A 20,857-nucleotide genomic window follows, 5' to 3' on the forward strand; every position below is an offset into this window, starting at 1 on the left:
ACTTTACTAAAAAAGTAGGGACTAAGCAACCTTGCAAAAAATTTGCAATACTTAATCCCTTATCCCTTAAGATGTTTTTATTTAGACTAGTTCAAGGATTACCACTTCAGAGGCATCTCCACGACGAGGTCCCATTTTTAATATTCTTGTATATCCGCCATTTCGCTCTTCATACTTAGGAGCAATTTCGTCAAATAACTTTTTCACGGTGTCTTCTTTTGTTATATAAGACAGTGCCTGACGTCTAGCGTGTAGATCTCCTCTTTTTCCAAGAGTAATCATTTTTTCAGCAACACTTCTGGTTTCTTTTGCTCTTGTAATTGTTGTTTCTATTTTACCATTCTCTAAAAGGGAAGTTACCAAATTACGTAACATAGCTTTTCTTTGATCAGTGGGACGTCCTAGTTTTCGCTGTTCAGCCATCTATATCCCTCCTTTGCTCCAATATCTTTACTCATCACTTTCACTTAGTTTTAATCCTAAGCTGTCTAGCTTCTGTTCTACTTCCTCTAAGGATTTTTTCCCTAGATTTCGTACCTTCATCATATCTTCCATAGTCTTTTGTGTAAGTTCTTCTACGGTGTTAATGCCTGCACGTTTTAAACAATTATAGGATCTTACTGAAAGATCAAGTTCTTCTATGGTCATTTCTAACATTTTTTCTTTTTTATCTTCTTCTTTTTCCACCATAATTTCCACATCTGTTACATGTTCAGTTAGATCTATAAATAGATTTAAATGTTCATTAAGTATTTTTGCCCCTAAGGAAGCTGCTTCCTCTGGCTTAATGCTACCGTTGGTCCATACTTCTAGGGTCAACTTATCATAGTCTGTTACCTGTCCTACTCTGGTATTTTCCACATGATAATTCACTTTTTTAACAGGTGTGAAAATTGAATCTACAGGAATAATTCCTATTGGTTGCCCAGGTTCTTTGTTTTTCTCTGCAGAAACATAGCCTCTACCTTTTTCTAAGGTGATCTCCATATTTAGCTTTTCATTTTCACTTAGAGTGGCAATGTGTAAATCTGGATTTAATATTTCTACATCAGCATCTGCAATAATATCTCCTGCCGTAATAGGGCCTTCTCCTTGGGCTTCAATGCGCACAACCTTAGGCTCATCACTATACAGCTTTGCGGATAGCTTTTTTAGGTTCAAAATAATTTCTGTTACATCCTCTGCAACACCAGGTACTGTGGAAAATTCATGTAGTACACTTTCAATTTTCACTGAAGATACTGCCACACCCGGTAAAGAAGATAATAAGATTCTTCTCAAGGAGTTTCCTAGGGTAATTCCATAACCCCTCTCTAAGGGTTCTAATACAAACTTTCCATAGGTGTTCTCCTCATTTGTTTCAATCAATTCAATCTTTGGCTTTTCTATTTCTATCATAAAAGACAACCCTCCCTAACAACTTTTTTCAATTTGTATCTAATGAGGGCAACTGATTCTAACCTCTTATTATTTAGAGTATAGCTCGACGATAAGATGATCTTCAATTGGGATATCAATATCTTCTCTGGTAGGTAGTGAAACTACTTTTCCGCTGAGGTTTTCTGTATCTACGTCTAACCATTGGGGAGCAATTCTTCCAGAGGTAATTTCAAGAACTTCTTTGAATTTCTCTGATTTTTTACTTTCTTCTTTTATGGCAATAACATCCCCTTCACTGATTAAATAGGAAGGAATGTTTACTTTTTGTCCATTTACGGTGAAATGTCCATGTAGTACCAATTGTCTTCCTTCTTTTCTAGAGGAAGCAAATCCCATTCTATATACTGCATTGTCGAGTCTGGTTTCAAGAATTTGTAACAGGTTATCCCCTGTTATACCCCTTTTACGCTCTGCCATTTCGAAGTATTTTTCAAACTGTCTTTCCAATACTCCATAAATTCTTTTTGCTTTTTGTTTTTCTCTAAGCTGAATACCATATTCAGAAAGTTTTATTCTTCTTTGCCCATGTTGTCCTGGGGCATATTGTCTTCTAGCTATTGCACATTTATCTGTATAACATCTTTCACCCTTTAGATATAGTTTTAAGCCTTCACGGCGACATAGTCTACAGGATGCGTCTGTATATCTTGCCATTTACCTTTGCACCTCCTAATCTATTAAACTCTTCTTCTTTTTGGTGGTCTACATCCGTTATGTGGAATAGGAGTAACATCCTTAATAGCGGTTATTTCTAAACCAGCAGCCTGTAAGGAACGTATTGCTGCTTCCCTTCCAGAACCGGGACCTTTTACAAATACTTCAATATTTTTCAAACCATGCTCCATTGCTGCTTTAGCAGCTGTTTCTGCTGCCATTTGTGCTGCAAATGGTGTGCTTTTTCTAGATCCTTTAAATCCTAATCCACCGGCACTAGCCCAAGATAGCGCATTTCCTGCTGCATCTGTGATAGTAACAATGGTGTTATTAAAAGTTGATTGAATATGAGCAGCTCCTCGCTCTATATTCTTTCGTTCTCTTTTTCTTCTGCTTCTTGTCACTTTTTTAGCTACCATTTTTTTCCCTCCTTTGCGACCTATTTCTTACCTTTTCCAACGGTTCGTTTTACACCTTTTCGTGTTCTCGCGTTGTTTTTGGTATTTTGACCTCTAACAGGAAGGCCTCTTCTGTGTCTTACGCCTCTATAACTTCCAATTTCCATTAATCTCTTAATGTTTAATGAAATTTCCCTACGAAGGTCTCCCTCTACCGTATGGTTTCTGTCAATCACTTCTCTTAATTTTCCTACTTCTGCCTCTGTTAAGTCTTTTACTCTTGTATCAGGACTAATTCCTGCTTCTTGTAAAATTTTATTTGAACTCTTTCTACCAATACCATAGATATAAGTTAATCCAATTTCAATTCTTTTATCTCTAGGTAAGTCAATACCGGCAATTCTAGCCATTAATGGTTGCACCTCCTAAGCTTGTTATAGTTGATTGTATAGTAAGAATAAAGGTCAATGGATATCCACTGCAGCCGCCCCTGTATTCTTGCAAGCTTAATATCAACTAAGATATTCTATCAATTTTGTTCATATATTTCAATGCTTTTAGCCTTGTTTTTGCTTATGTTTAGGATTTTCACAAATTACCATTACTCGACCTTTTCTCTTGATAATTTTGCATTTTTCGCAAATTGGTTTTACAGATGGTCTTACTTTCATGGTTTATCCCTCCTTATATCACTTAGCTTTACCACGCCATGTAATTCTACCTCGATTGAGGTCATAGGGTGATAATTCTAACGTTACTTTATCTCCAGGCAAAATCCTTATAAAATTCATTCTTAGTTTTCCAGAAATATGAGCTAGTACCTGATGTCCATTTTCAAGCTCAACTTTAAACATTGTATTTGGCATTGCTTCTACCACAGTGCCTTCTAATTCTATCACATCTTCTTTGGCCATTAGGCAATCAATCCTCCCGTTTCCCATTTTGGGTATTATATCCTAATTCCTTTAATTTCTTACGTATCTCAGCATTATTAATTTTTTGCCCTGTTTCCAGTTTCTTATTGATCGTGGAAATAATATGGTTAGTCTTTCGTAAATGTTTTACTTTTTTTTTCTTTGCTTTATCTACTTTTCTTATGTCACCATCACTGATGTGTACATATTGAGAATCTATTTTCTCCATAACGACCATAAACTTTCCCTTATCTCTTCCGGCTAGCGAATAGACCACTTGACCTAATAATAGATCATTACTTTCCATAAATCCACCTCATTAATTACTGAAATCAAAGTTTCGTCAAAATTTCCGGTTCCCCCTCAGTTATAGCGATTGTATGTTCGTAGTGGGCAGATAATTTTCCATCTAATGTCACTACTGTCCAATCGTCCCCTAAGGTTTTAACATGAAAGGTCCCCTGGTTTACCATAGGCTCAATTGCTAGAATCATGCCCTCTCTTAATCTAGGGCCTTTACCAGGTCTCCCGAAATTAGGTATTTGTGGGTCTTCATGCATATTTTGTCCAATGCCGTGCCCTACATAATCTCGAACCACTGAGAAGCCGTTATCTTCAACGTGCTTTTGAATAGCATGGGATATATCTGATAGTCTATACCCTTCTTTGGCAAAAACCAAGCCTGCATAAAAACAGTCTCTTGTGACCTTTATCAGTCTTTCTGCCTCTGGGGATATCTTTCCCACTGGGTGAGTCTTCGCAGAATCACCATAATATCCATCCACTATGGCGCCTATATCGATACTAATAATATCCCCGTCTTCTATAACGCGGGATCCGGGAATGCCGTGAACAACCTCTTCATTAATAGATGTGCAAACAGATGCTGGAAAACCGCCATATCCTTTAAAAGCAGGTTTTGCACCAGATTGCAAAATGTATTCTTCCGCTATTTTATCCAAATCCAGAGTTGTAATACCTGGCTGGATAGCTTCTTTTAACTTTTGATGGACCTCTGCTACAATTTTTCCCGCTTTTCTCATAATTTCTACTTCATGGGAAGATTTTAAGATAATCATATTATCTTTCTCCTTGAAGAACTACTTTGATATCCTCAAATACTTTATCAATATCTTGTTGTCCATTGATTGTTTTCAGGATGCCCTTTTCTTCATAATACTTAATCAAGGGCTGTGTTTGTTGGGTATAAACATCTAATCTTTTCTTGACGGTTTCTTCCTGGTCATCTGCTCTTTGATATAATTCTCCACCACAAAGATCACATTTTCCTTCTTCTTTAGGAGAATTAAACTTCACATGATAGGTTGCACCGCATTTTTTGCAAATTCGTCTTCCAGTGATTCTTTCTATCAATAACTCATGATCTACTTCTATATTTAAAACGGTATCGAGAGAAGCTCCCATGGTTTTTAGATTTTCATCCAGAGCTTCTGCCTGAGCTTCTGTACGTGGAAAACCATCTAGCATGAATCCCTGTTTGCAATCATCTTCACTAAGACGATCCTTAACTATTTCCAAAACCAGATCATCTGGTACTAATAAACCTTGATCCATATATTCTTTTGCTTTTAGTCCTAGTGGAGTTCCTTCTTTTAAATTCTTTCTAAATATGTCTCCTGTTGAAATATGAGGAATGTGGAATGCTGAAACTATATTTGCAGCCTGTGTTCCCTTTCCTGCTCCAGGAGGTCCTAATAATATAATTCTCATTTCCTCCACCTCCATGCTTTACTACTAAGGCTTTGAGGGCTAAGCCCCCTCAACCTTTATTTTAAAAATCCTTGATAATGTCTCATCATCATCTGTGATTCTAATTGTTTCACTGTTTCTAAAGCTACCCCTACCACAATGAGTAATCCTGTTCCACCAAAACGTAAGTCAATGCCTGCAATAGCACCTATTACCAATGGCAAGACTGCGATAAGAGCTAAGAAGACTGCACCAGATAGTGTCAATCTATTTAAGGTTCTATTTAAGAACTCAACAGTAGGTTTGCCTGGTCGTATACCAGGAACAAAGCCACCATGTTTTTTCATATTGTTAGCCACATCAACTGGGTTGAATGTGATAGCCGTATAGAAATAGGTAAAGGCTATAATGAGTAAAATGTATAGTACAGTACTCACAGGTTTTCCCCAAGCAAACCATGTGGCAATGAAATTTGCTATTTTAGAAGTTGGGAAAAAGCTTGCTAGTGTTGCTGGAAATAGTGTTATGGAACTAGCAAAGATTACTGGAATAACTCCTGCTTGATTTATCTTCATTGGGATATGAGAACTCTGTCCTCCATACATTTTCCTACCCACTACTCTTTTGGCATACTGAACAGGAATTCTTCTTTGACCTTCTTGTACAGCCACCACTGCTGCTATAACGATAATAGCAAATATTATAAATAGGATTAGGGTAAGGATATTAAGGGTCCCTATTCTCACGTATTCTATCATTTTAGCAATACCTGAGGGTAATCTTGAGATGATGCTCACAAAGATGATTAGGGAAATTCCATTTCCTATTCCGTTTTCGGTAATTTGTTCTCCCAACCACATCAAGAAAGCTGTACCTGCTGTGATGGTAATGGTCACTACCGCTATAGTTAAAAATGATTTTTCAAGCAATACATTTTGTATAGATAAGCTTAAACCAATAGCTTGCACTAAAGCCAATATTACTGTTGCATAACGAGTATATTGAGCTATTTTCTTTCTCCCTTCTTCCCCTTCCTTAGCCATTCTTTCTAAGGCAGGGATAACAAAGGTTAAAAGATTCATGATGATAGACGCATTGATGTAAGGTGTTATACTCATGGCAAATATGGTAAAATTACTAAAGTTACCACCTGATACGATATCGAATAGTCCAAGTACTCCGCCTTGGGTTACAATTTGACTGATAACCTCACGGTTTATATAAGGCACTGGTACAACACTACCTAATCGATATACAAATAACATGGCTAATGTGAAAAGTATTTTTTTTCGTAAATCAGGGATTTTCCATGCATTTTTTAAAGTTGCCAACACCTTAGATCACCTCTACCTTTCCTCCAGCGGCTTCAATTTTTTCCGCAGCAGATTTGCTTACTTTATGCACTTTTACAGTAAGCTTTCTTTCTAGCTCTCCATTGGCTAATACTTTTACACCATCAAGCTCTTTTTTAATCAAGCCTGTTTCTATTAAAAGAGCTGGTGTTACTTCAGTACCGTCCTCAAAGCGATTTAATTCTTCTAAGCTTACAATTGCATATTCTTTTTTGAATCTATTTGTAAAGCCACGTTTAGGTAATCTTCTGGATAAAGGCATTTGTCCACCTTCAAATCCAATTCTTACTCCACCACCGGAACGGGAACGCTGACCATCCTGTCCTCTACCAGCTGTTTTTCCCAAACCTGTAGCGGTACCACGGCCTTTTCTCTTGTTTTTCTTAGTAGAACCTTGTGCGGGTTTTAGTTCATGTAACTTCATACCTTACACCTCCTTATGCTTCTTCTACTTTTACCATGTGTTGAATCTTATTGATCATACCTCTTATTTGAGGTGTATCTTCTTGTACTACTGTTTGACCAATCTTCTTCAACCCTAAGGCTTCTACAGTAGCAATTTGATCTTTCATTTTACCAATTTTACTTCTAGTTAATGTAATATTTAGTTTAGCCAAGGTTTTCTCCCCCCTAACCTAATATCTCTTCTACAGATTTACCTCTAAGTTTTGCTACTTCTTCAACAGTAGTCAATTGAGATAATCCAAGCATTGTTGCGTTCACCATGTTTCTGGCATTTTTTGACCCCAATGATTTTGTTCGGATGTCACGTACACCTGCAAGTTCAAGTACCGCACGTACAGGTCCCCCTGCAATAACTCCGGTACCTTCCTTAGCTGGCATTAGTAATACTCTACCTGCTCCAAATTCTCCAATAATTTCGTGGGGAATAGATGTATTTACCATAGATACTTTGATCAATTTCTTTTTCGCATCTTCAATCCCTTTTCGAATTGCTTCTGGAATTTCCATTGCTTTACCAGTACCTACGCCTACATGGCCATTTTCATCGCCTACAACAACTAAACAGCTAAATCTAAAGTTTCTACCACCTTTAACAACTTTAGTAACCCTATTTATTGAAACAACCTTTTCCTTAAGATCTAAAGCACTTGCATCAATTCGTTGCATTTATTTCCCTCCTTCTCTTAAAACTTCAAGCCAGCTTCTCTAGCAGCTTGAGATAGTTCCTTAACTCTTCCATGATAAATATAACCGCCACGATCGAATATAACTTCTGTTATCCCTTTTTCAAGGGCTCTTTCACCGATTAATTTACCAACTAATTTTGCTGTCTCTTTGTTTCCACTAGCAGATGTAGCTTCTTTTATCTGTGGATCAAGGGAAGAAGCCGCTGCCAATGTTACGCCATTTATATCATCAATAACTTGTGCATAGATATTGGTGGAACTTCTATAGACATTTAATCTAGGTCTTTGTGTCGTGCCGCTAATTTTTTTTCTTACCCTTAAATGACGTTTTTTTCTATCTTCATTCCTGTTAGGCTTATTAATCAATTGGATTCACTCCTTTCCTACTTACCTGCTTTTCCTTCTTTACGTCTAATTGTTTCGTTTTCGTATTTAATTCCTTTACCTTTGTAAGGCTCAGGCTCTCTCATTTTTCGAATGTTTGCCGCATGCAGTCCTACTAATTCTTTATCAATACCTTTAACAATGATTTTGTTGTTAGCAGGTACTTCTACTGTAATACCCTCAGGATCTACCATTTCTACTGGATGGGAGTATCCTAAGCTTAATACCAATTTATTTCCTTGTTTTTGTGCTCTGTAACCAACACCATTGATTTCTAATACTTTTTCAAACCCTTTGGAAACTCCGTTGACCATATTGTCAATAAGTGAGCGAGTTAATCCATGAAGAGATCTATGTTTTTTATTCTCTGATGGTCTTGTTACAAGAATTTCATTATCTTCTATAGCAATATTCATATCTTTATGGAATGTTTTTACCAATTGTCCCTTAGGGCCCTTTACTGTTAAAGTGCTGCCTGCTATCTCTGCATTTACACCCTCTGGAATAGCAATAGGTAATTTACCAATTCTTGACATGTCTACACCTCCTATATCCCGTTACTGTCATTTTTACCAAATATAGCAAAGTACTTCTCCACCGATTCCTTGAGTTCTTGCAACTTTATCTGTTACAACACCCTTAGATGTGGATATGATTGCAATTCCTAATCCTCCTAATACTTTAGGTATTTCATCTTTTTTCGCATATACCCTTAGTCCAGGTTTAGAAATTCTTTTTAAACCACTAATAACTCTTTGCTTGTTTTGACCATATTTCAAGGTAATTTTGATGATACCTTGCTTATCGTCCTCTATATTTTCTACATTTTTTATAAAACCCTCATCCAGAAGAATGTTCGCAATAGCTTTTTTCTCATTGGAAGCCGGAATTTCGACTGTTTCGTGCTTCACATTATTTGCATTACGAATACGGGTTAACATATCTGCAATAGGATCAGTCATAACCATTTATTTGTACCTCCTTCCACAATCTCCATTCTACCAACTTGCTTTTTTAACGCCAGGTATTTCACCTTTATATGCTAATTCTCTGAAGCAGATCCTGCAAATACCAAACTTTTTTAAATATCCATGAGGTCTACCACAAAGACGACATCTATTATAAGCTCTTGTTGAATACTTAGGCTCTCTTTGTTGCTTATTGATCATCGCTTTTTTTGCCACGCTTTTTCCTCCTTCATTATTTGCTGAAAGGCATTCCTAGCAATCTTAGCAGTTCTCTTGCTTCCTCATCATTTTGAGCTGTTGTTACAAAAATTATATCCATACCTCTTACTTTTTCTACTTTGTCATACTCAATTTCTGGGAAGATTAATTGTTCTTTAATTCCTAAGGAATAGTTACCTCTTCCGTCAAAGGCTTTAGTGGAAACCCCTCTAAAGTCACGTACTCTTGGAAGTGCAACATTAAATACTTTATCTACAAATTCGTACATTCTTTCTCCTCGAAGGGTTACCTTTGCACCTACTGGCATACCTTCACGGATTTTGAAATTGGAAACAGATTTTTTTGCTTTTGTCACAACAGGTTTTTGACCTACAATAGCTGTCAAATCGCTTACGGCAGCTTCCAATATCTTTATATTATCCTTTGCTTCTCCTACTCCCATATTCACGATAACTTTTTCTAGTTTTGGGATTTCCATTACACTGCTATATTTAAACTTTTCCATCATTGCTGGCGCAACTTCATTTGCAAACTTATCTTTTAATCTAGCCATTTCCAATACCTCCCTTCGCCAACCTATTTATTAAAAGTTTCTCCGCATTTTTTACAGTAACGTACCTTTGTACCATCTTCTAAGAATTTAATGCCTGTTCTTACACCCATTTTATCCTTTGAGCAATAGTACATTACGTTAGATGCATCAATTTTTCCTTCTTTGTGAACCAAACCACCTTGTTGATTCGCTGCGGAAGGTTTAACATGTTTTGTAATCATGTTTACCTCTTCTACAATAACTCTATTTTCTGAAGGAAGTACTGATAGCACTTTACCCTTTTTTCCTTTATCTTTACCCGCGATTACCACAACGGTGTCTCCGGTTTTTACATGTATTTTTTTATTGGCCAAGATTGTCACCTCCTCAATCTATAGTACTTCAGGCGCCAATGATAATATTTTTAAGTAACTTTTTTCTCTTAATTCTCTAGCTACTGGTCCAAAAATACGAGTTCCTCTTGGCTGTTTGTCATCTTTTATTACAACAGCTGCATTTTCATCGAATTTTATATAGCTACCATCATTTCTTCTAACGCCTCTTTTACTTCGCACAACAACTGCTTTTACAATTTCACCTTTTTTAACAACACCGCCGGGTGTTGCGCTTTTTACAGTAGCAACAATTACGTCGCCAATATTTGCATATCTTTTTCCTGAACCACCTAATACACGGATACATAGTAATTCCTTTGCACCTGTATTATCAGCAACTTTTAATCTACTTTCTTGTTGAATCATGCATATGCCCTCCTTTCAACACCCTATTACTTAGCTTTCTCGATTACGTCTGCAAGTCTCCATCTTTTATCCTTACTCAATGGTCTTGTTTCCATTATTCTTACACGATCACCAATTTGGCATTGGTTGTTTTCGTCATGAGCTTTGAATCTGGTACTTCTCTTTACCGACTTTCCATACAATGGATGTCTTACAAAAGTTTCCACTGCTACAACAATTGTCTTATCCATTTTATCGCTTACTACTCGACCAATTCTTGTTTTTCTATTTCCTCTTTCCACAGTGAAGCCTCCTTCCATAACTATGCTTCAATAGCTTTAATTTCCCGTTCTCTTAAAATGGTTTTTATTCTTGCATAGGTTTTTTTAACCTCTTTAATTCTCATTGGGTTTTCCAATTGCCCTGTAGCAAGTTGGAATCTTAAATTGAATAATTCAGCTTTTAAGTCATTTAATTGTTGCTCTAGTTCTTGTGAGGATAACTCTCTTATTTCTTTAGCTTTCATTAGATTCACCACCCACTTCTTCAAAATCACGGCGTGTTACAAATTTTGTTTTGATAGGAAGTTTGTGCATTGCCAAACGCATAGCCTCTCTAGCTAATTCCTCAGGAACACCCGCAACTTCAAATAAAATTCTGCCTGGTTTAACTACTGCTACCCAATATTCAGGAGAACCTTTACCAGAACCCATACGAGTTTCTGCTGGTTTTTCTGTTACTGGCTTATCGGGGAAAATTTTAATCCAAACTTTTCCACCTCTTTTAATATATCTAGTCATGGCTACACGGGCTGCTTCTATTTGATTAGAAGTAATCCATGCTGGTTCTAATGCCTGAATAGCATATTCACCATATGTGATTGTATTTCCACGAGTAGCTTGACCCTTCATACGACCTCTATGAACTCTACGACGCTTAACCCTTTTAGGCATTAACATCTGATGATTCCTCCTTCCTATTTCTTCCCTTCTTCAACATTTTCTTTTTTTGTTGGAAGAACTTCGCCTTTATTAATCCAAACTTTAACTCCTAATTTACCATAGGTTGTATTTGCTTCTGCAAATCCGTAATTAATGTCAGCTCTTAGGGTTTGCAATGGCACATTACCTTCTTGATATCCTTCTGTTCTAGCCATTTCTGCTCCATTTAATCTTCCGGCAACAGCTGTTTTTACCCCTAAAGCTCCATTTCTCATTGCTCTTTGAATAGACTGTTTCATCGCTCTTCTAAAGGAAATTCTTCTTTCCAATTGAGAAGCAATATTTTCTGCCACCAATTGAGCATCTACTTCTACATTTTTTACTTCAATAATGTTGATGAGTATATTTTTACTCGTCATTTTTTCAATTGCTTTTCTCATGACTTCAATGCCAGATCCACCTCTACCAATAACCATTCCAGGTTTAGCAGTATGAATATGGATTTTCACTCTGTTTGCAGCTCTTTCTATTTCTATACTAGAGATCCCTGCATCATATTGACTCTTTTTTATATATTCACGAATCTTTTGATCTTCTATCAATAGGTCTGCAAAGTCCTTATCTTTAGCATACCATCTTGCATTCCAATCTTTAATTACTCCGACTCTTAAACCATGTGGATTAACCTTTTGGCCCACTAAATATCCCTCCTTACTCTCTTTCTTTTAATACAACTGAAATATGACTTGTTCTTTTTAAGATTTGTGTACCTCTTCCTTGTGCTCTAGCTCTAAAGCGTTTCAATGTAGGTCCTTGATTTGCTTGTATTTCTGCTACATATAGACTATCTACATTCATATCATAATTATTTTCTGCATTTGCTGCTGCTGAACGAAGTAGTTTAGCTACTGGTTCAGATGCTGCCTTAGGTGTAAGGCTTAAAATATTCAATGCTTCTCCGAGGTTTTTACCTCTTATCAAATCTATGACGATTTTCACTTTTCGTGGTGATATTCTAATGTGTTTTGCAATGGCTCTTGCTTCCACTCTGAAAACCTCCTCTCACTCTATCTAACTTTAGAAGTTTTTTCTGATTTATCTGCATGACCTCTATAGGTTCTTGTTGGTGCAAATTCACCTAGTTTATGTCCTACCATATCCTCAGTTACATATACAGGTACGTGTTTTCTTCCATCGTATACTGCAATAGTATGTCCTACCATTTGTGGGAATAATGTAGTATTTCTTGACCAGGTCTTTAATATTTTCTTTTCACCTTTTTGATTTAACTCTTCTACTCTTTTTAGCAATCTCTCATCAACATAAGGTCCTTTTTTTAATGATCTACCCATTAATCGGTTGCCTCCCTTCATCAAACGATCACTTAATTAAGTTAAGCCGTTGGAGCCCCTGAAGACTCCAGGGCTTATTTTTGTTTTCTTTTTCTGACAATGTATTTGTCACTATGCTTATTTTTCTTCCTGGTTTTATATCCAAGAGTTGGTTTGCCCCATGGAGTAACAGGTGTAGGTAATCCGATTGGGGATCTACCCTCTCCACCACCATGTGGGTGATCTACTGGGTTCATTACAACCCCACGTACTGTAGGTCTGTATCCTAAATGTCTAGATTTACCTGCTTTACCTATTCTTATATTCTCGTGTTCAACATTTCCTACTTGACCAATGGTTGCACGACATTCCACACGAACCATACGCACCTCTCCGGATGGTAGTCTAACCTGTGCATAGTCGCCTTCTTTTGCCATTAGTTGGGCAGAGTTTCCTGCTGATCTAACCATTTGTGCGCCTTTACCTACTTTTAATTCGATATTGTGAATTACAGTACCCACGGGTATATTTTTCAAAGGTAGGGCATTACCCACTTTGATGTCAGCATTTGGTCCAGATACAACAGTATCTCCTACTTTTAATCCCTTTGGATGTAGAATATATCTCTTTTCTCCATCTACATAATGTAGTAGTGCAATATGTGCTGAACGGTTTGGATCATACTCTACAGAAGCTACTTTTGCAGGTATTTCATCTTTATTTCTCTTGAAATCAATAATTCTGTATTGTCTTTTCTCTCCGCCACCTCTGTGTCGAACAGTCATTCTACCATAGTTATTTCTTCCGCCGGTTCTATTAATGGTTTCTAATAGAGATTTTTCAGGTTCTGTTTTGGTAATCTCTTCAAAGGTAGAAACCCTCATATTTCTACGTCCAGGGGAAGTTGGTTTGTATTTTTTAATGCCCATTTCATTCCCTCCTTCTGGTGCTTATCAGGCATTCAGCCTATAATCTGCAAGTTTTACATGCCTTCGAAAAATTCAATTTCCTTACTATCTTCTGTAAGTTGAATAATTGCCTTCTTCCAGTCTGGTCTCTTTCCTTCATAACGACCCATTCTTTTCACCTTGCCTACCATGTTCATGGTATTTACTTTTAAAACTTTTACATTAAAAATTTCTTCCATGGCTTTTTTAATTTCAACCTTATTTGCTCTTTTATCTACCTTGAAAGTGTATTTTTTATCCGCCATGTCATCCATACTTCTTTCAGTGATTATTGGCTTAATGATGATATCATGTGCATTTTTCATTATGCATACACCTCCTCAACAAGGGATACTGCTTCCTTAGTGATGACTAATTTGTCATATCTTAAGATATCATATACATTCAATGTATTCACCAAGGTACTTTTTATATTAGGAAGGTTTCTAGCTGATTTTTCGATTACCTCATTTTTTCCTGGTAATACGATAAGTGCTTTTTCACCTGCATTAATATTATTTAGAATCGCTAACATTTCCTTAGTCTTTGGATTTTCCATAGCTAATTCATCTAATACAACAATTTCATTATCTGCTACTTTGGAAGACAATGCTGATTTCATAGCAAGTCTCTTTACCTTTTTTGGAACAGCTTGGCTGTAGTCCCTTGGCTTTGGAGCGAAAACTACTCCCCCCTTAGTCCAAAGTGGAGAACGTATGGAACCATGTCTAGCTCTACCTGTACCTTTTTGTCTCCATGGTTTTCTACCTCCGCCTCTTACCTCAGCTCTAGTTTTGGCAGATTGTGTTCCTTGTCTTCTATTTGCTAATTGGGCTTTTACAACTTGATGAAGAACAGCTTCATTAACCTCTATACCGAATACGCTATCACTTAATTCAATCTCTCCTACCTGTTGTCCACCCATATTTAATAAATCTACTTTTGGCATTTTGCTTCCTCCTTTCCTACAAATTCCTTATCTATTTCTTGTTCTTTACAGTGTCTTTGATGGATAGTAAAGTACCTTTAATACCAGGTACTGCACCTTTAATAAGTAATAGTTTATTTTCAGCATCTACCCTTACAATTTCTAAGTTTTGCACTGTGATTGTTTTGTTACCCATTTGTCCTGGTAGCTTTTTCCCTTTGAAAACTCTTGATGGAGATGATGAACCACCCATGGAACCTGGGGATCTATGATATTTGGAACCATGTGCCATAGGTCCTGTATGTTGATTCCATCTCTTGATTACTCCAGCAAAGCCTTTACCTTTGGAAGTACCAGTAACATCTATTTTATCCCCCACTTGGAAGATATCTACTTTAACTTCTTGGCCTACTTCATATTCACTAGCATTTGCCAATCTAAATTCTCTTAGATATTTTCTATAGGCTATACCTGCTTTGTCAAAATGGCCTTTGCTTGGCTTGTTGACTCTTCTTTCCTTTATATCGCCATAGCCAAGTTGAACAGAACTATATCCTTCTTTTTCTTCTTCCTTCTTTTGTACCACTAGGCAAGGTCCTGCCTCTACAACTGTTACAGGGATTAATTGACCTTCTTCGCTGAAGATTTGAGTCATACCCACTTTTTTACCTAAAATTGCTTTGTTCATTTGTCTTTGCACCTCCCAATATTAGCGGAATACCTTGGGTATTCATAATAGGTTTTATAATTTGATTTCTATGTCCACACCTGCTGGTAAATCTAATCTCATTAAAGAATCCACTGTCTTTGGTGTTGGACTTAAAATGTCAATTAGTCTTTTATGAGTTCTCATTTCAAACTGCTCTCTAGAGTCTTTGTATTTGTGTACTGCACGAAGAATTGTGATAATTTCCTTTTCAGTAGGAAGTGGCACAGGTCCTGAAACCTCTGCTCCTGTTCTCTTTGCAGTTTCTACAATTTTTTCTGCAGATTGATCCAACACTTTGTGATCAAATGCTTTTAGCCTAATTCTAATTTTTTGTTTTGCCATGTGATAATTTCCCTCCTTCAATCGCACGTTTTTCAATACATACGACCGGAACTATCGTACACTTTCCCGGGTGTTTTCTATAATAATTTTAAAAAACACCTGTGTGTCTGATAGATTCAGTCGCCCGTATTCCAGATACGGACATTCTCAGTGAAAATTTCCCTAGCAAGCAGGCAACCTTTCACATCATCGCATGTCTTTTACAACTACTTTATTTTATACTATCTTTCTACATTTTGCAAGGTTTTTTTCCTTTTCCATAGAAAATGATAAAAATATTAAAGAAGATAAGGAGCGATCGTCTCCTTACTTCTTTAATATCTTTATTTTTCTTCTTTATACTCAGGAATTACTCAATAATAGAAGCAACAACACCTGCTCCTACTGTTCTTCCACCTTCACGAATAGCAAATCTTAATCCTTCTTCAATAGCTATAGGAGTGATTAGGTCGATTTCCATAGTAATGTTATCTCCTGGCATTACCATTTCTACACCTTCTCCTAATTCAATTACTCCGGTTACGTCTGTTGTTCTAAAGTAGAATTGTGGTCTGTATCCATTAAAGAATGGAGTATGTCTTCCACCCTCTTCTTTAGTCAATACGTAAATCTCAGATGTGAATTTTGTATGAGGCTTGATAGATCCTGGCTTTGCTAATACTTGACCTCTTTCAATATCTTCTCTTTGTACCCCTCTTAAAAGTACTCCGATATTATCTCCCGCTTGGGCTTGGTCTAGTAGTTTTCTAAACATTTCTACTCCAGTTACTACGATCTTTCTGGACTCTTCTGTTAAGCCTACGATTTCTACTTCGTCTTGTACTTTTACGATTCCTCTTTCTACTCTTCCTGTAGCTACTGTTCCTCTACCTGTGATAGAGAATACGTCCTCTACTGGCATCAAGAAAGGTTGGTCTACTGGTCTTTCTGGCTCTGGAATGTACTCATCACATGCTTGCATTAACTCTACGATTTTGTCTCCCCACTCGCTATCTGGATCTTCTAATGCTTTTAAAGCAGATCCAATTACGATTGGTGTGTCATCTCCTGGGAATTCATATTCGCTTAGTAATTCTCTTACTTCCATTTCAACCAATTCTAATAATTCTTCGTCATCTACCATGTCTGCTTTGTTTAAGAATACTACGATATATGGTACCCCTACTTGTCTGGATAGTAGGATATGTTCTCTTGTTTGTGGCATTGGACCATCTGCTGAGGATACTACTAGGATTGCTCCATCCATTTGGGCTGCTCCAGTGATCATGTTTTTAACGTAGTCAGCATGACCTGGGCAGTCTACGTGAGCATAGTGACGATTGTCTGTTTCGTACTCTACGTGAGATGTGGAAATGGTAATTCCTCTTTCTCTCTCTTCTGGTGCTTTATCAATGTTGTCATAGCTCATAACTTGTCCTGATCCAAATCTTTTGTTTAATACTGTAGTAATCGCTGCTGTTAATGTTGTTTTACCATGGTCTACGTGACCTATTGTCCCTATATTTACGTGGGGTTTTGTTCTTTCAAATCTTTCCTTTGCCATTTTTGTTATCCTCCTTTAACATATGTAGCAACCTGCAACCAAGCAGGCTGCTAAATCATTTTTATTAGTTCTTTTTACCAGCCATTATTTCTTCTGCAATACTCTTTGGCACTTCTTCATAATGGGAGAATTGCATTGTATATACTCCACGACCCTGTGTCTTAGAACGAAGGTCTGTAGCATATCCAAACATTTCAGATAGAGGAACAAACCCTCTGATGATTTGTGCACCAGATCTTGCTTCCATTCCTTCTACTCTACCTCTTCTAGAGTTAATATCTCCCATTACATCACCCATGTATTCCTCAGGTACTGTAACTTCAATTTTAAACATAGGCTCTAGTAGAATTGGATTTGCTTTTCTCATTCCATCTTTAAAGGCCATTGAACCTGCGATTTTAAAGGCCATTTCTGAGGAGTCCACTTCATGATAAGATCCGTCATAAAGGGTTACTTTGATATCTAATACTGGATAACCAGCAAGAATACCATTTTCCATTGCTTCTTGGATCCCGTTGTCAACTGGACCAATATATTCTTTAGGAATAGCTCCTCCAACAACCTTATTCACAAATTCATATCCTGTTCCTGGCTCTTGTGGTTCCATTTCAATAAGAACGTGTCCATATTGACCTCTACCACCAGATTGACGAGCAAATTTAGCTTCAGCTTTAACGCTGTTTTTAATGGTTTCTTTGTATGCAACTTGAGGTTTACCTACATTGGCTTCCACTTTGAATTCTCTCAACATACGGTCTACGATGATATCTAGATGAAGTTCTCCCATACCAGATATGATGGTTTGACCTGTCTCAGGATCAGTGTGGGCTCTAAAGGTTGGATCTTCTTCTGCCAGTTTTTGCAGGGCAACACCCATTTTATCTTGGCCAGCCTTTGTCTTAGGTTCGATAGCTACAGAGATAACTGGTTCTGGGAATTCCATGGACTCTAAGATAATTTGATGTCCTTCATCACAAAGTGTATCTCCAGTACTTGTATCTTTCAAACCTACAGCAGCTGCAATATCTCCTGTATATACTTCAGTAATTTCTTCTCTATGGTTTGCATGCATTTGTAGAATACGTCCAACTCTTTCTTTCTTGCTCTTTGTCGAGTTATATACATAGGAGCCTGATTGTAAAACTCCGGAATAAACTCTAAAGAAAGCAAGCTTTCCTACATAAGGGTCGGTCATAATTTTGAATGCCAATGCGGAGAAGGGCGCTTTATCATCTGCTGGACGCTCATCTTCTTCTTCACTATTTGGAAGAATCCCCTTGATCGCTGGAATGTCCAATGGAGAAGGCATATAAGCTACTACAGCATCCAATAAAGGTTGAACCCCCTTATTTTTATAGGAAGATCCACATAGTACAGGAATCATATCTACATTTACTGTCGCTTTACGAATAGCGTTTTTAATCTCTTCTACAGAGATTTCTTCTCCCTCAAGGTATTTCATCATCAATTCTTCATCTTGATCAGCGATGGCCTCCATTAGATTGGTTCTATACTCTTCAGTTAGCTCCACCATATCTTCTGGAATATCCACGATCTCAATTTCTTTTCCAAGATCATCCTTGTAGATTCTTGCATGCATATCTACTAAATCAATGATTCCTTGGAAATTTTCTTCTTTTCCAATAGGAAGTTGAATTGGCACTGCATTCGCCTGTAATCTTTCTTTCATCATATTGACTACGTTATAAAAATCCGCACCCATGATGTCCATTTTATTTACATAGGCCATTCTTGGCACATGATATTTATCTGCTTGTCTCCATACTGTTTCGGATTGTGGTTCTACACCACCCTTAGCACAGAATACTGCAACTGCACCGTCAAGAACTCTCAGTGATCTTTCTACTTCCACTGTAAAATCCACGTGCCCTGGCGTATCAATAACATTTATTCTATGGTTATCCCATTGGGCAGTTGTTGCAGCAGAAGTAATGGTAATTCCTCTCTCCTGTTCCTGCTCCATCCAGTCCATAGTCGCAGCACCTTCATGGGTTTCCCCAATTTTGTGTACTCTACCTGTGTAGAATAATATACGCTCAGTTGTTGTGGTTTTTCCGGCATCAATATGGGCCATAATTCCAATATTTCTTGTTTTTTCTAAGGTAAACTGCCTAGGCACAGTATTCCTCCTTTCTATCACGAGAATCACTTAGGGCTCTCATCATAATTATTTTATATTTACCATCTATAATGGGCGAAAGCTTTATTGGCTTCAGCCATTTTATGAACATCTTCTTTTTTCTTCACTGAACTACCCGCGTTGTTAACAGCATCTAGAATCTCACCTGCTAGACGATCAACCATGGTTTTTTCGCCTCTTTGTCTAGTATAGGTAGTGATCCATCTTAAACCAAGGGCTTGCCTTCTCTCTGCTCTAACTTCCATTGGTACTTGATAAGTAGCTCCCCCTACTCGTCTGGCTTTAACCTCTAAAACAGGCATGATATTGTTTAGAGCTTCTTCAAAAACTTCCAAAGCATCTCTACCTGTTCTTTCAGCAACAATATCAAAAGCGCCATAAACTATCTTTTGAGCTACTCCTCTTTTTCCATCAAGCATGATGTTGTTAATTAGTTTTGTAACTAACACGCTATTATAAATTGGATCTGCTAATACTTCTCTTTTTGGAACTGGTCCTTTTCTTGGCACTGCGCTTCCCTCCTTAATCAATTGAATTATTCATCGGTACTCGACAATAAAGGTATTGTCGTTGTGCTTTATCCTATATAATATCAATGTATAAATGTATCGGTGATACTTACATTCCACACATAGTATTTAGCACTATTTTTTAGGTCTTTTAGCTCCATATTTAGAACGAGCTTGCATTCTATTTTGAACACCGGCTGTATCTAGTGCACCACGCACAATATGGTAACGAACCCCAGGTAAGTCTTTTACTTTTCCTCCTCGAATAAGAACAACACTATGCTCTTGTAAGTTGTGTCCTATTCCTGGTATATAAGCAGTTACTTCAATACCATTGGTTAGTCTTACCCTGGCAACCTTTCTTAGGGCAGAGTTCGGTTTCTTTGGAGTAGTGGTCTTAACTGCTGTACAAACTCCTCTTTTTTGTGGGCTTCCTTTTAATGCAGGTGAGCCTGATTGATGTGTAACCTCTTCTCTTCCTCTTCTTACTAATTGGTTAATGGTTGGCATTCTGGCACCTCCTTTAAAATATGATCCATTAAATGGCTCAATTTATAGAAAAGCTACCCTTCCACAATAGGCGGAAGGGTGTAGCTTTATCTCTTTTTTAATCTTTCTTCATCCATAAAGTGTTGCACATTATTCTCTTCTTAATCCCTATTGAGCATAGCTGCTGATGCGGCTTTGATGTCAATTCCACAAGCTTCTCCCAGTTGTTTCATATTCTCTATATAAACAACTTCCACTTGATTTTCCCGACACAGACTTTGAATTTCTTCAAATAAATGGGGTTCAACATCTTTGGCCAGATAGACCATCTTAGTTTTTCCCTCATTTATGGCTCTGCGGGTTTGTTTTAAACCAACAACTTTATTCTTCGAATTTTTTACCAATTCCCGCACTACGCTTTTCCTCCTTCACAAGAAAGCGACAAATGCCACTCTAGTGAAATAGAAAAGTTTAGTCCCTTGCAAACAAGGCCAA

37 protein-coding genes are annotated in these 20,857 nt (G+C 37.3%); all 37 read right to left on the minus strand.

The features are described from left to right. Nucleotides 1–81 precede the first annotated feature (81 nt). The 37 genes from rplQ to NSA47_RS06685 all read right to left on the minus strand — a co-directional run bounded on the left by rplQ (nucleotide 82) and on the right by NSA47_RS06685 (nucleotide 20,766). Nucleotides 82–423 (minus strand): 50S ribosomal protein L17, encoded by a 342-nt coding sequence (gene rplQ, locus NSA47_RS06505; RefSeq protein ID WP_257530178.1) that lies wholly within the window; start codon nucleotides 421–423, stop codon nucleotides 82–84. A 27-nt stretch (nucleotides 424–450) separates the two neighbouring features. Further along, nucleotides 451–1,398 carry a DNA-directed RNA polymerase subunit alpha gene (locus NSA47_RS06510; protein WP_257530180.1) on the minus strand — a complete coding sequence of 316 codons (948 nt, stop codon included), beginning with the start codon at nucleotides 1,396–1,398 and terminating at the stop codon, nucleotides 451–453. A 69-nt stretch (nucleotides 1,399–1,467) separates the two neighbouring features. Then, nucleotides 1,468–2,094 carry a 30S ribosomal protein S4 gene (gene rpsD / locus NSA47_RS06515; protein WP_257530182.1) on the minus strand — a complete coding sequence of 209 codons (627 nt, stop codon included), beginning with the start codon at nucleotides 2,092–2,094 and terminating at the stop codon, nucleotides 1,468–1,470. A 23-nt stretch (nucleotides 2,095–2,117) separates the two neighbouring features. Further along, on the minus strand, nucleotides 2,118–2,513 hold the full coding sequence (gene rpsK, locus NSA47_RS06520) for a 30S ribosomal protein S11 (protein WP_257530184.1): 396 nt from the start codon (nucleotides 2,511–2,513) through the stop codon (nucleotides 2,118–2,120). Between the two features lie 20 nt (nucleotides 2,514–2,533). Beyond that, entirely contained in the window at nucleotides 2,534–2,902 is a 369-nt protein-coding gene (rpsM, locus tag NSA47_RS06525; RefSeq protein WP_257530186.1) for a 30S ribosomal protein S13, read from the minus strand. Between the two features lie 147 nt (nucleotides 2,903–3,049). Next, nucleotides 3,050–3,163, minus strand: a complete 114-nt coding sequence (rpmJ, locus tag NSA47_RS06530) for a 50S ribosomal protein L36 (protein ID WP_025434559.1) — start codon at nucleotides 3,161–3,163, stop codon at nucleotides 3,050–3,052. Between the two features lie 18 nt (nucleotides 3,164–3,181). After that, a complete protein-coding gene (gene infA, locus NSA47_RS06535) occupies nucleotides 3,182–3,406 on the minus strand; it encodes a translation initiation factor IF-1 (protein WP_257530187.1) in 225 nt (74 codons plus the stop codon). 7 nt (nucleotides 3,407–3,413) lie between these two features. Then, nucleotides 3,414–3,713, minus strand: a complete 300-nt coding sequence (locus NSA47_RS06540; protein WP_257530189.1) for a KOW domain-containing RNA-binding protein — start codon at nucleotides 3,711–3,713, stop codon at nucleotides 3,414–3,416. 25 nt (nucleotides 3,714–3,738) lie between these two features. Beyond that, nucleotides 3,739–4,485, minus strand: coding sequence for a type I methionyl aminopeptidase (map, locus tag NSA47_RS06545; RefSeq protein WP_257530191.1), 747 nt, complete (start codon nucleotides 4,483–4,485; stop codon nucleotides 3,739–3,741). A gap of 1 nt (nucleotide 4,486) precedes the next feature. Further along, nucleotides 4,487–5,137, minus strand: coding sequence for an adenylate kinase (locus tag NSA47_RS06550; protein WP_257530193.1), 651 nt, complete (start codon nucleotides 5,135–5,137; stop codon nucleotides 4,487–4,489). A 56-nt stretch (nucleotides 5,138–5,193) separates the two neighbouring features. Then, nucleotides 5,194–6,450, minus strand: a complete 1,257-nt coding sequence (secY, locus tag NSA47_RS06555) for a preprotein translocase subunit SecY (RefSeq protein WP_257530195.1) — start codon at nucleotides 6,448–6,450, stop codon at nucleotides 5,194–5,196. A gap of 1 nt (nucleotide 6,451) precedes the next feature. Next, nucleotides 6,452–6,892, minus strand: a complete 441-nt coding sequence (gene rplO, locus NSA47_RS06560; protein WP_257530198.1) for a 50S ribosomal protein L15 — start codon at nucleotides 6,890–6,892, stop codon at nucleotides 6,452–6,454. A 13-nt stretch (nucleotides 6,893–6,905) separates the two neighbouring features. After that, nucleotides 6,906–7,085 (minus strand): 50S ribosomal protein L30, encoded by a 180-nt coding sequence (rpmD, locus tag NSA47_RS06565; RefSeq protein ID WP_257530200.1) that lies wholly within the window; start codon nucleotides 7,083–7,085, stop codon nucleotides 6,906–6,908. A 13-nt stretch (nucleotides 7,086–7,098) separates the two neighbouring features. Further along, nucleotides 7,099–7,599: a 30S ribosomal protein S5 gene (rpsE, locus tag NSA47_RS06570; RefSeq protein WP_257530202.1), complete on the minus strand. Its 501-nt coding sequence runs from the start codon at nucleotides 7,597–7,599 to the stop codon at nucleotides 7,099–7,101. Nucleotides 7,600–7,616: 17 nt separating this feature from the next. Further along, the gene (gene rplR / locus NSA47_RS06575; RefSeq protein ID WP_257530204.1) at nucleotides 7,617–7,985 is read right to left on the minus strand and encodes a 50S ribosomal protein L18; all 369 of its coding nucleotides are present in this window, start codon (nucleotides 7,983–7,985) and stop codon (nucleotides 7,617–7,619) included. Between the two features lie 17 nt (nucleotides 7,986–8,002). Next, nucleotides 8,003–8,539 carry a 50S ribosomal protein L6 gene (gene rplF, locus NSA47_RS06580; protein ID WP_257530205.1) on the minus strand — a complete coding sequence of 179 codons (537 nt, stop codon included), beginning with the start codon at nucleotides 8,537–8,539 and terminating at the stop codon, nucleotides 8,003–8,005. Nucleotides 8,540–8,572: 33 nt separating this feature from the next. Further along, complete coding sequence (gene rpsH / locus NSA47_RS06585; RefSeq protein WP_257530207.1) at nucleotides 8,573–8,971, minus strand: 30S ribosomal protein S8; 399 nt, start codon at nucleotides 8,969–8,971, stop codon at nucleotides 8,573–8,575. A 30-nt stretch (nucleotides 8,972–9,001) separates the two neighbouring features. Continuing rightward, entirely contained in the window at nucleotides 9,002–9,187 is a 186-nt protein-coding gene (locus NSA47_RS06590) for a type Z 30S ribosomal protein S14 (protein WP_257530210.1), read from the minus strand. 16 nt (nucleotides 9,188–9,203) lie between these two features. Continuing rightward, nucleotides 9,204–9,743: a 50S ribosomal protein L5 gene (gene rplE / locus NSA47_RS06595; protein WP_257530212.1), complete on the minus strand. Its 540-nt coding sequence runs from the start codon at nucleotides 9,741–9,743 to the stop codon at nucleotides 9,204–9,206. Between the two features lie 23 nt (nucleotides 9,744–9,766). Further along, nucleotides 9,767–10,096, minus strand: coding sequence for a 50S ribosomal protein L24 (gene rplX, locus NSA47_RS06600; RefSeq protein WP_257530214.1), 330 nt, complete (start codon nucleotides 10,094–10,096; stop codon nucleotides 9,767–9,769). 18 nt (nucleotides 10,097–10,114) lie between these two features. Continuing rightward, a complete protein-coding gene (gene rplN, locus NSA47_RS06605; protein WP_257530216.1) occupies nucleotides 10,115–10,483 on the minus strand; it encodes a 50S ribosomal protein L14 in 369 nt (122 codons plus the stop codon). A gap of 26 nt (nucleotides 10,484–10,509) precedes the next feature. Beyond that, nucleotides 10,510–10,782: a 30S ribosomal protein S17 gene (gene rpsQ / locus NSA47_RS06610; RefSeq protein ID WP_306811120.1), complete on the minus strand. Its 273-nt coding sequence runs from the start codon at nucleotides 10,780–10,782 to the stop codon at nucleotides 10,510–10,512. Nucleotides 10,783–10,784: 2 nt separating this feature from the next. Further along, entirely contained in the window at nucleotides 10,785–10,988 is a 204-nt protein-coding gene (gene rpmC / locus NSA47_RS06615; protein ID WP_257530218.1) for a 50S ribosomal protein L29, read from the minus strand. Then, on the minus strand, nucleotides 10,978–11,421 hold the full coding sequence (rplP, locus tag NSA47_RS06620) for a 50S ribosomal protein L16 (protein WP_257530220.1): 444 nt from the start codon (nucleotides 11,419–11,421) through the stop codon (nucleotides 10,978–10,980). Before rplP ends, rpmC begins: the two co-directional genes overlap by 11 nt. 17 nt (nucleotides 11,422–11,438) lie before the next feature. Beyond that, nucleotides 11,439–12,101: a 30S ribosomal protein S3 gene (gene rpsC / locus NSA47_RS06625; protein WP_257530222.1), complete on the minus strand. Its 663-nt coding sequence runs from the start codon at nucleotides 12,099–12,101 to the stop codon at nucleotides 11,439–11,441. 13 nt (nucleotides 12,102–12,114) lie between these two features. Beyond that, nucleotides 12,115–12,450, minus strand: a complete 336-nt coding sequence (gene rplV / locus NSA47_RS06630) for a 50S ribosomal protein L22 (RefSeq protein ID WP_257530224.1) — start codon at nucleotides 12,448–12,450, stop codon at nucleotides 12,115–12,117. Nucleotides 12,451–12,470: 20 nt separating this feature from the next. Further along, nucleotides 12,471–12,755, minus strand: coding sequence for a 30S ribosomal protein S19 (gene rpsS, locus NSA47_RS06635; RefSeq protein WP_257530226.1), 285 nt, complete (start codon nucleotides 12,753–12,755; stop codon nucleotides 12,471–12,473). A 74-nt stretch (nucleotides 12,756–12,829) separates the two neighbouring features. Beyond that, on the minus strand, nucleotides 12,830–13,663 hold the full coding sequence (gene rplB / locus NSA47_RS06640; RefSeq protein WP_257530228.1) for a 50S ribosomal protein L2: 834 nt from the start codon (nucleotides 13,661–13,663) through the stop codon (nucleotides 12,830–12,832). 53 nt (nucleotides 13,664–13,716) lie between these two features. Continuing rightward, entirely contained in the window at nucleotides 13,717–14,010 is a 294-nt protein-coding gene (gene rplW, locus NSA47_RS06645; protein WP_308933853.1) for a 50S ribosomal protein L23, read from the minus strand. Further along, nucleotides 14,007–14,630, minus strand: a complete 624-nt coding sequence (gene rplD, locus NSA47_RS06650) for a 50S ribosomal protein L4 (protein ID WP_257530233.1) — start codon at nucleotides 14,628–14,630, stop codon at nucleotides 14,007–14,009. The genes rplW and rplD overlap by 4 nt, the downstream gene beginning before the upstream one ends. Nucleotides 14,631–14,661: 31 nt before the next feature. Further along, nucleotides 14,662–15,297 carry a 50S ribosomal protein L3 gene (gene rplC, locus NSA47_RS06655; protein ID WP_257530234.1) on the minus strand — a complete coding sequence of 212 codons (636 nt, stop codon included), beginning with the start codon at nucleotides 15,295–15,297 and terminating at the stop codon, nucleotides 14,662–14,664. Between the two features lie 54 nt (nucleotides 15,298–15,351). Further along, a complete protein-coding gene (gene rpsJ, locus NSA47_RS06660; protein ID WP_257530236.1) occupies nucleotides 15,352–15,660 on the minus strand; it encodes a 30S ribosomal protein S10 in 309 nt (102 codons plus the stop codon). Between the two features lie 349 nt (nucleotides 15,661–16,009). Next, complete coding sequence (tuf, locus tag NSA47_RS06665; RefSeq protein ID WP_257530238.1) at nucleotides 16,010–17,203, minus strand: elongation factor Tu; 1,194 nt, start codon at nucleotides 17,201–17,203, stop codon at nucleotides 16,010–16,012. 64 nt (nucleotides 17,204–17,267) lie between these two features. After that, the gene (gene fusA / locus NSA47_RS06670) at nucleotides 17,268–19,343 is read right to left on the minus strand and encodes an elongation factor G (protein WP_257530240.1); all 2,076 of its coding nucleotides are present in this window, start codon (nucleotides 19,341–19,343) and stop codon (nucleotides 17,268–17,270) included. A gap of 59 nt (nucleotides 19,344–19,402) precedes the next feature. Then, nucleotides 19,403–19,873, minus strand: a complete 471-nt coding sequence (gene rpsG, locus NSA47_RS06675; RefSeq protein WP_257530242.1) for a 30S ribosomal protein S7 — start codon at nucleotides 19,871–19,873, stop codon at nucleotides 19,403–19,405. A gap of 135 nt (nucleotides 19,874–20,008) precedes the next feature. Next, nucleotides 20,009–20,383 (minus strand): 30S ribosomal protein S12, encoded by a 375-nt coding sequence (gene rpsL / locus NSA47_RS06680; RefSeq protein ID WP_257530244.1) that lies wholly within the window; start codon nucleotides 20,381–20,383, stop codon nucleotides 20,009–20,011. Nucleotides 20,384–20,523: 140 nt separating this feature from the next. After that, nucleotides 20,524–20,766: a ribosomal L7Ae/L30e/S12e/Gadd45 family protein gene (locus NSA47_RS06685; RefSeq protein WP_306811128.1), complete on the minus strand. Its 243-nt coding sequence runs from the start codon at nucleotides 20,764–20,766 to the stop codon at nucleotides 20,524–20,526. Nucleotides 20,767–20,857: the final 91 nt, after the last annotated feature.

It is taken from the genome of Irregularibacter muris, assembly GCF_024622505.1.
Classification (GTDB): Bacteria; Bacillota; Clostridia; order Eubacteriales; family Garciellaceae; genus Irregularibacter; species Irregularibacter muris.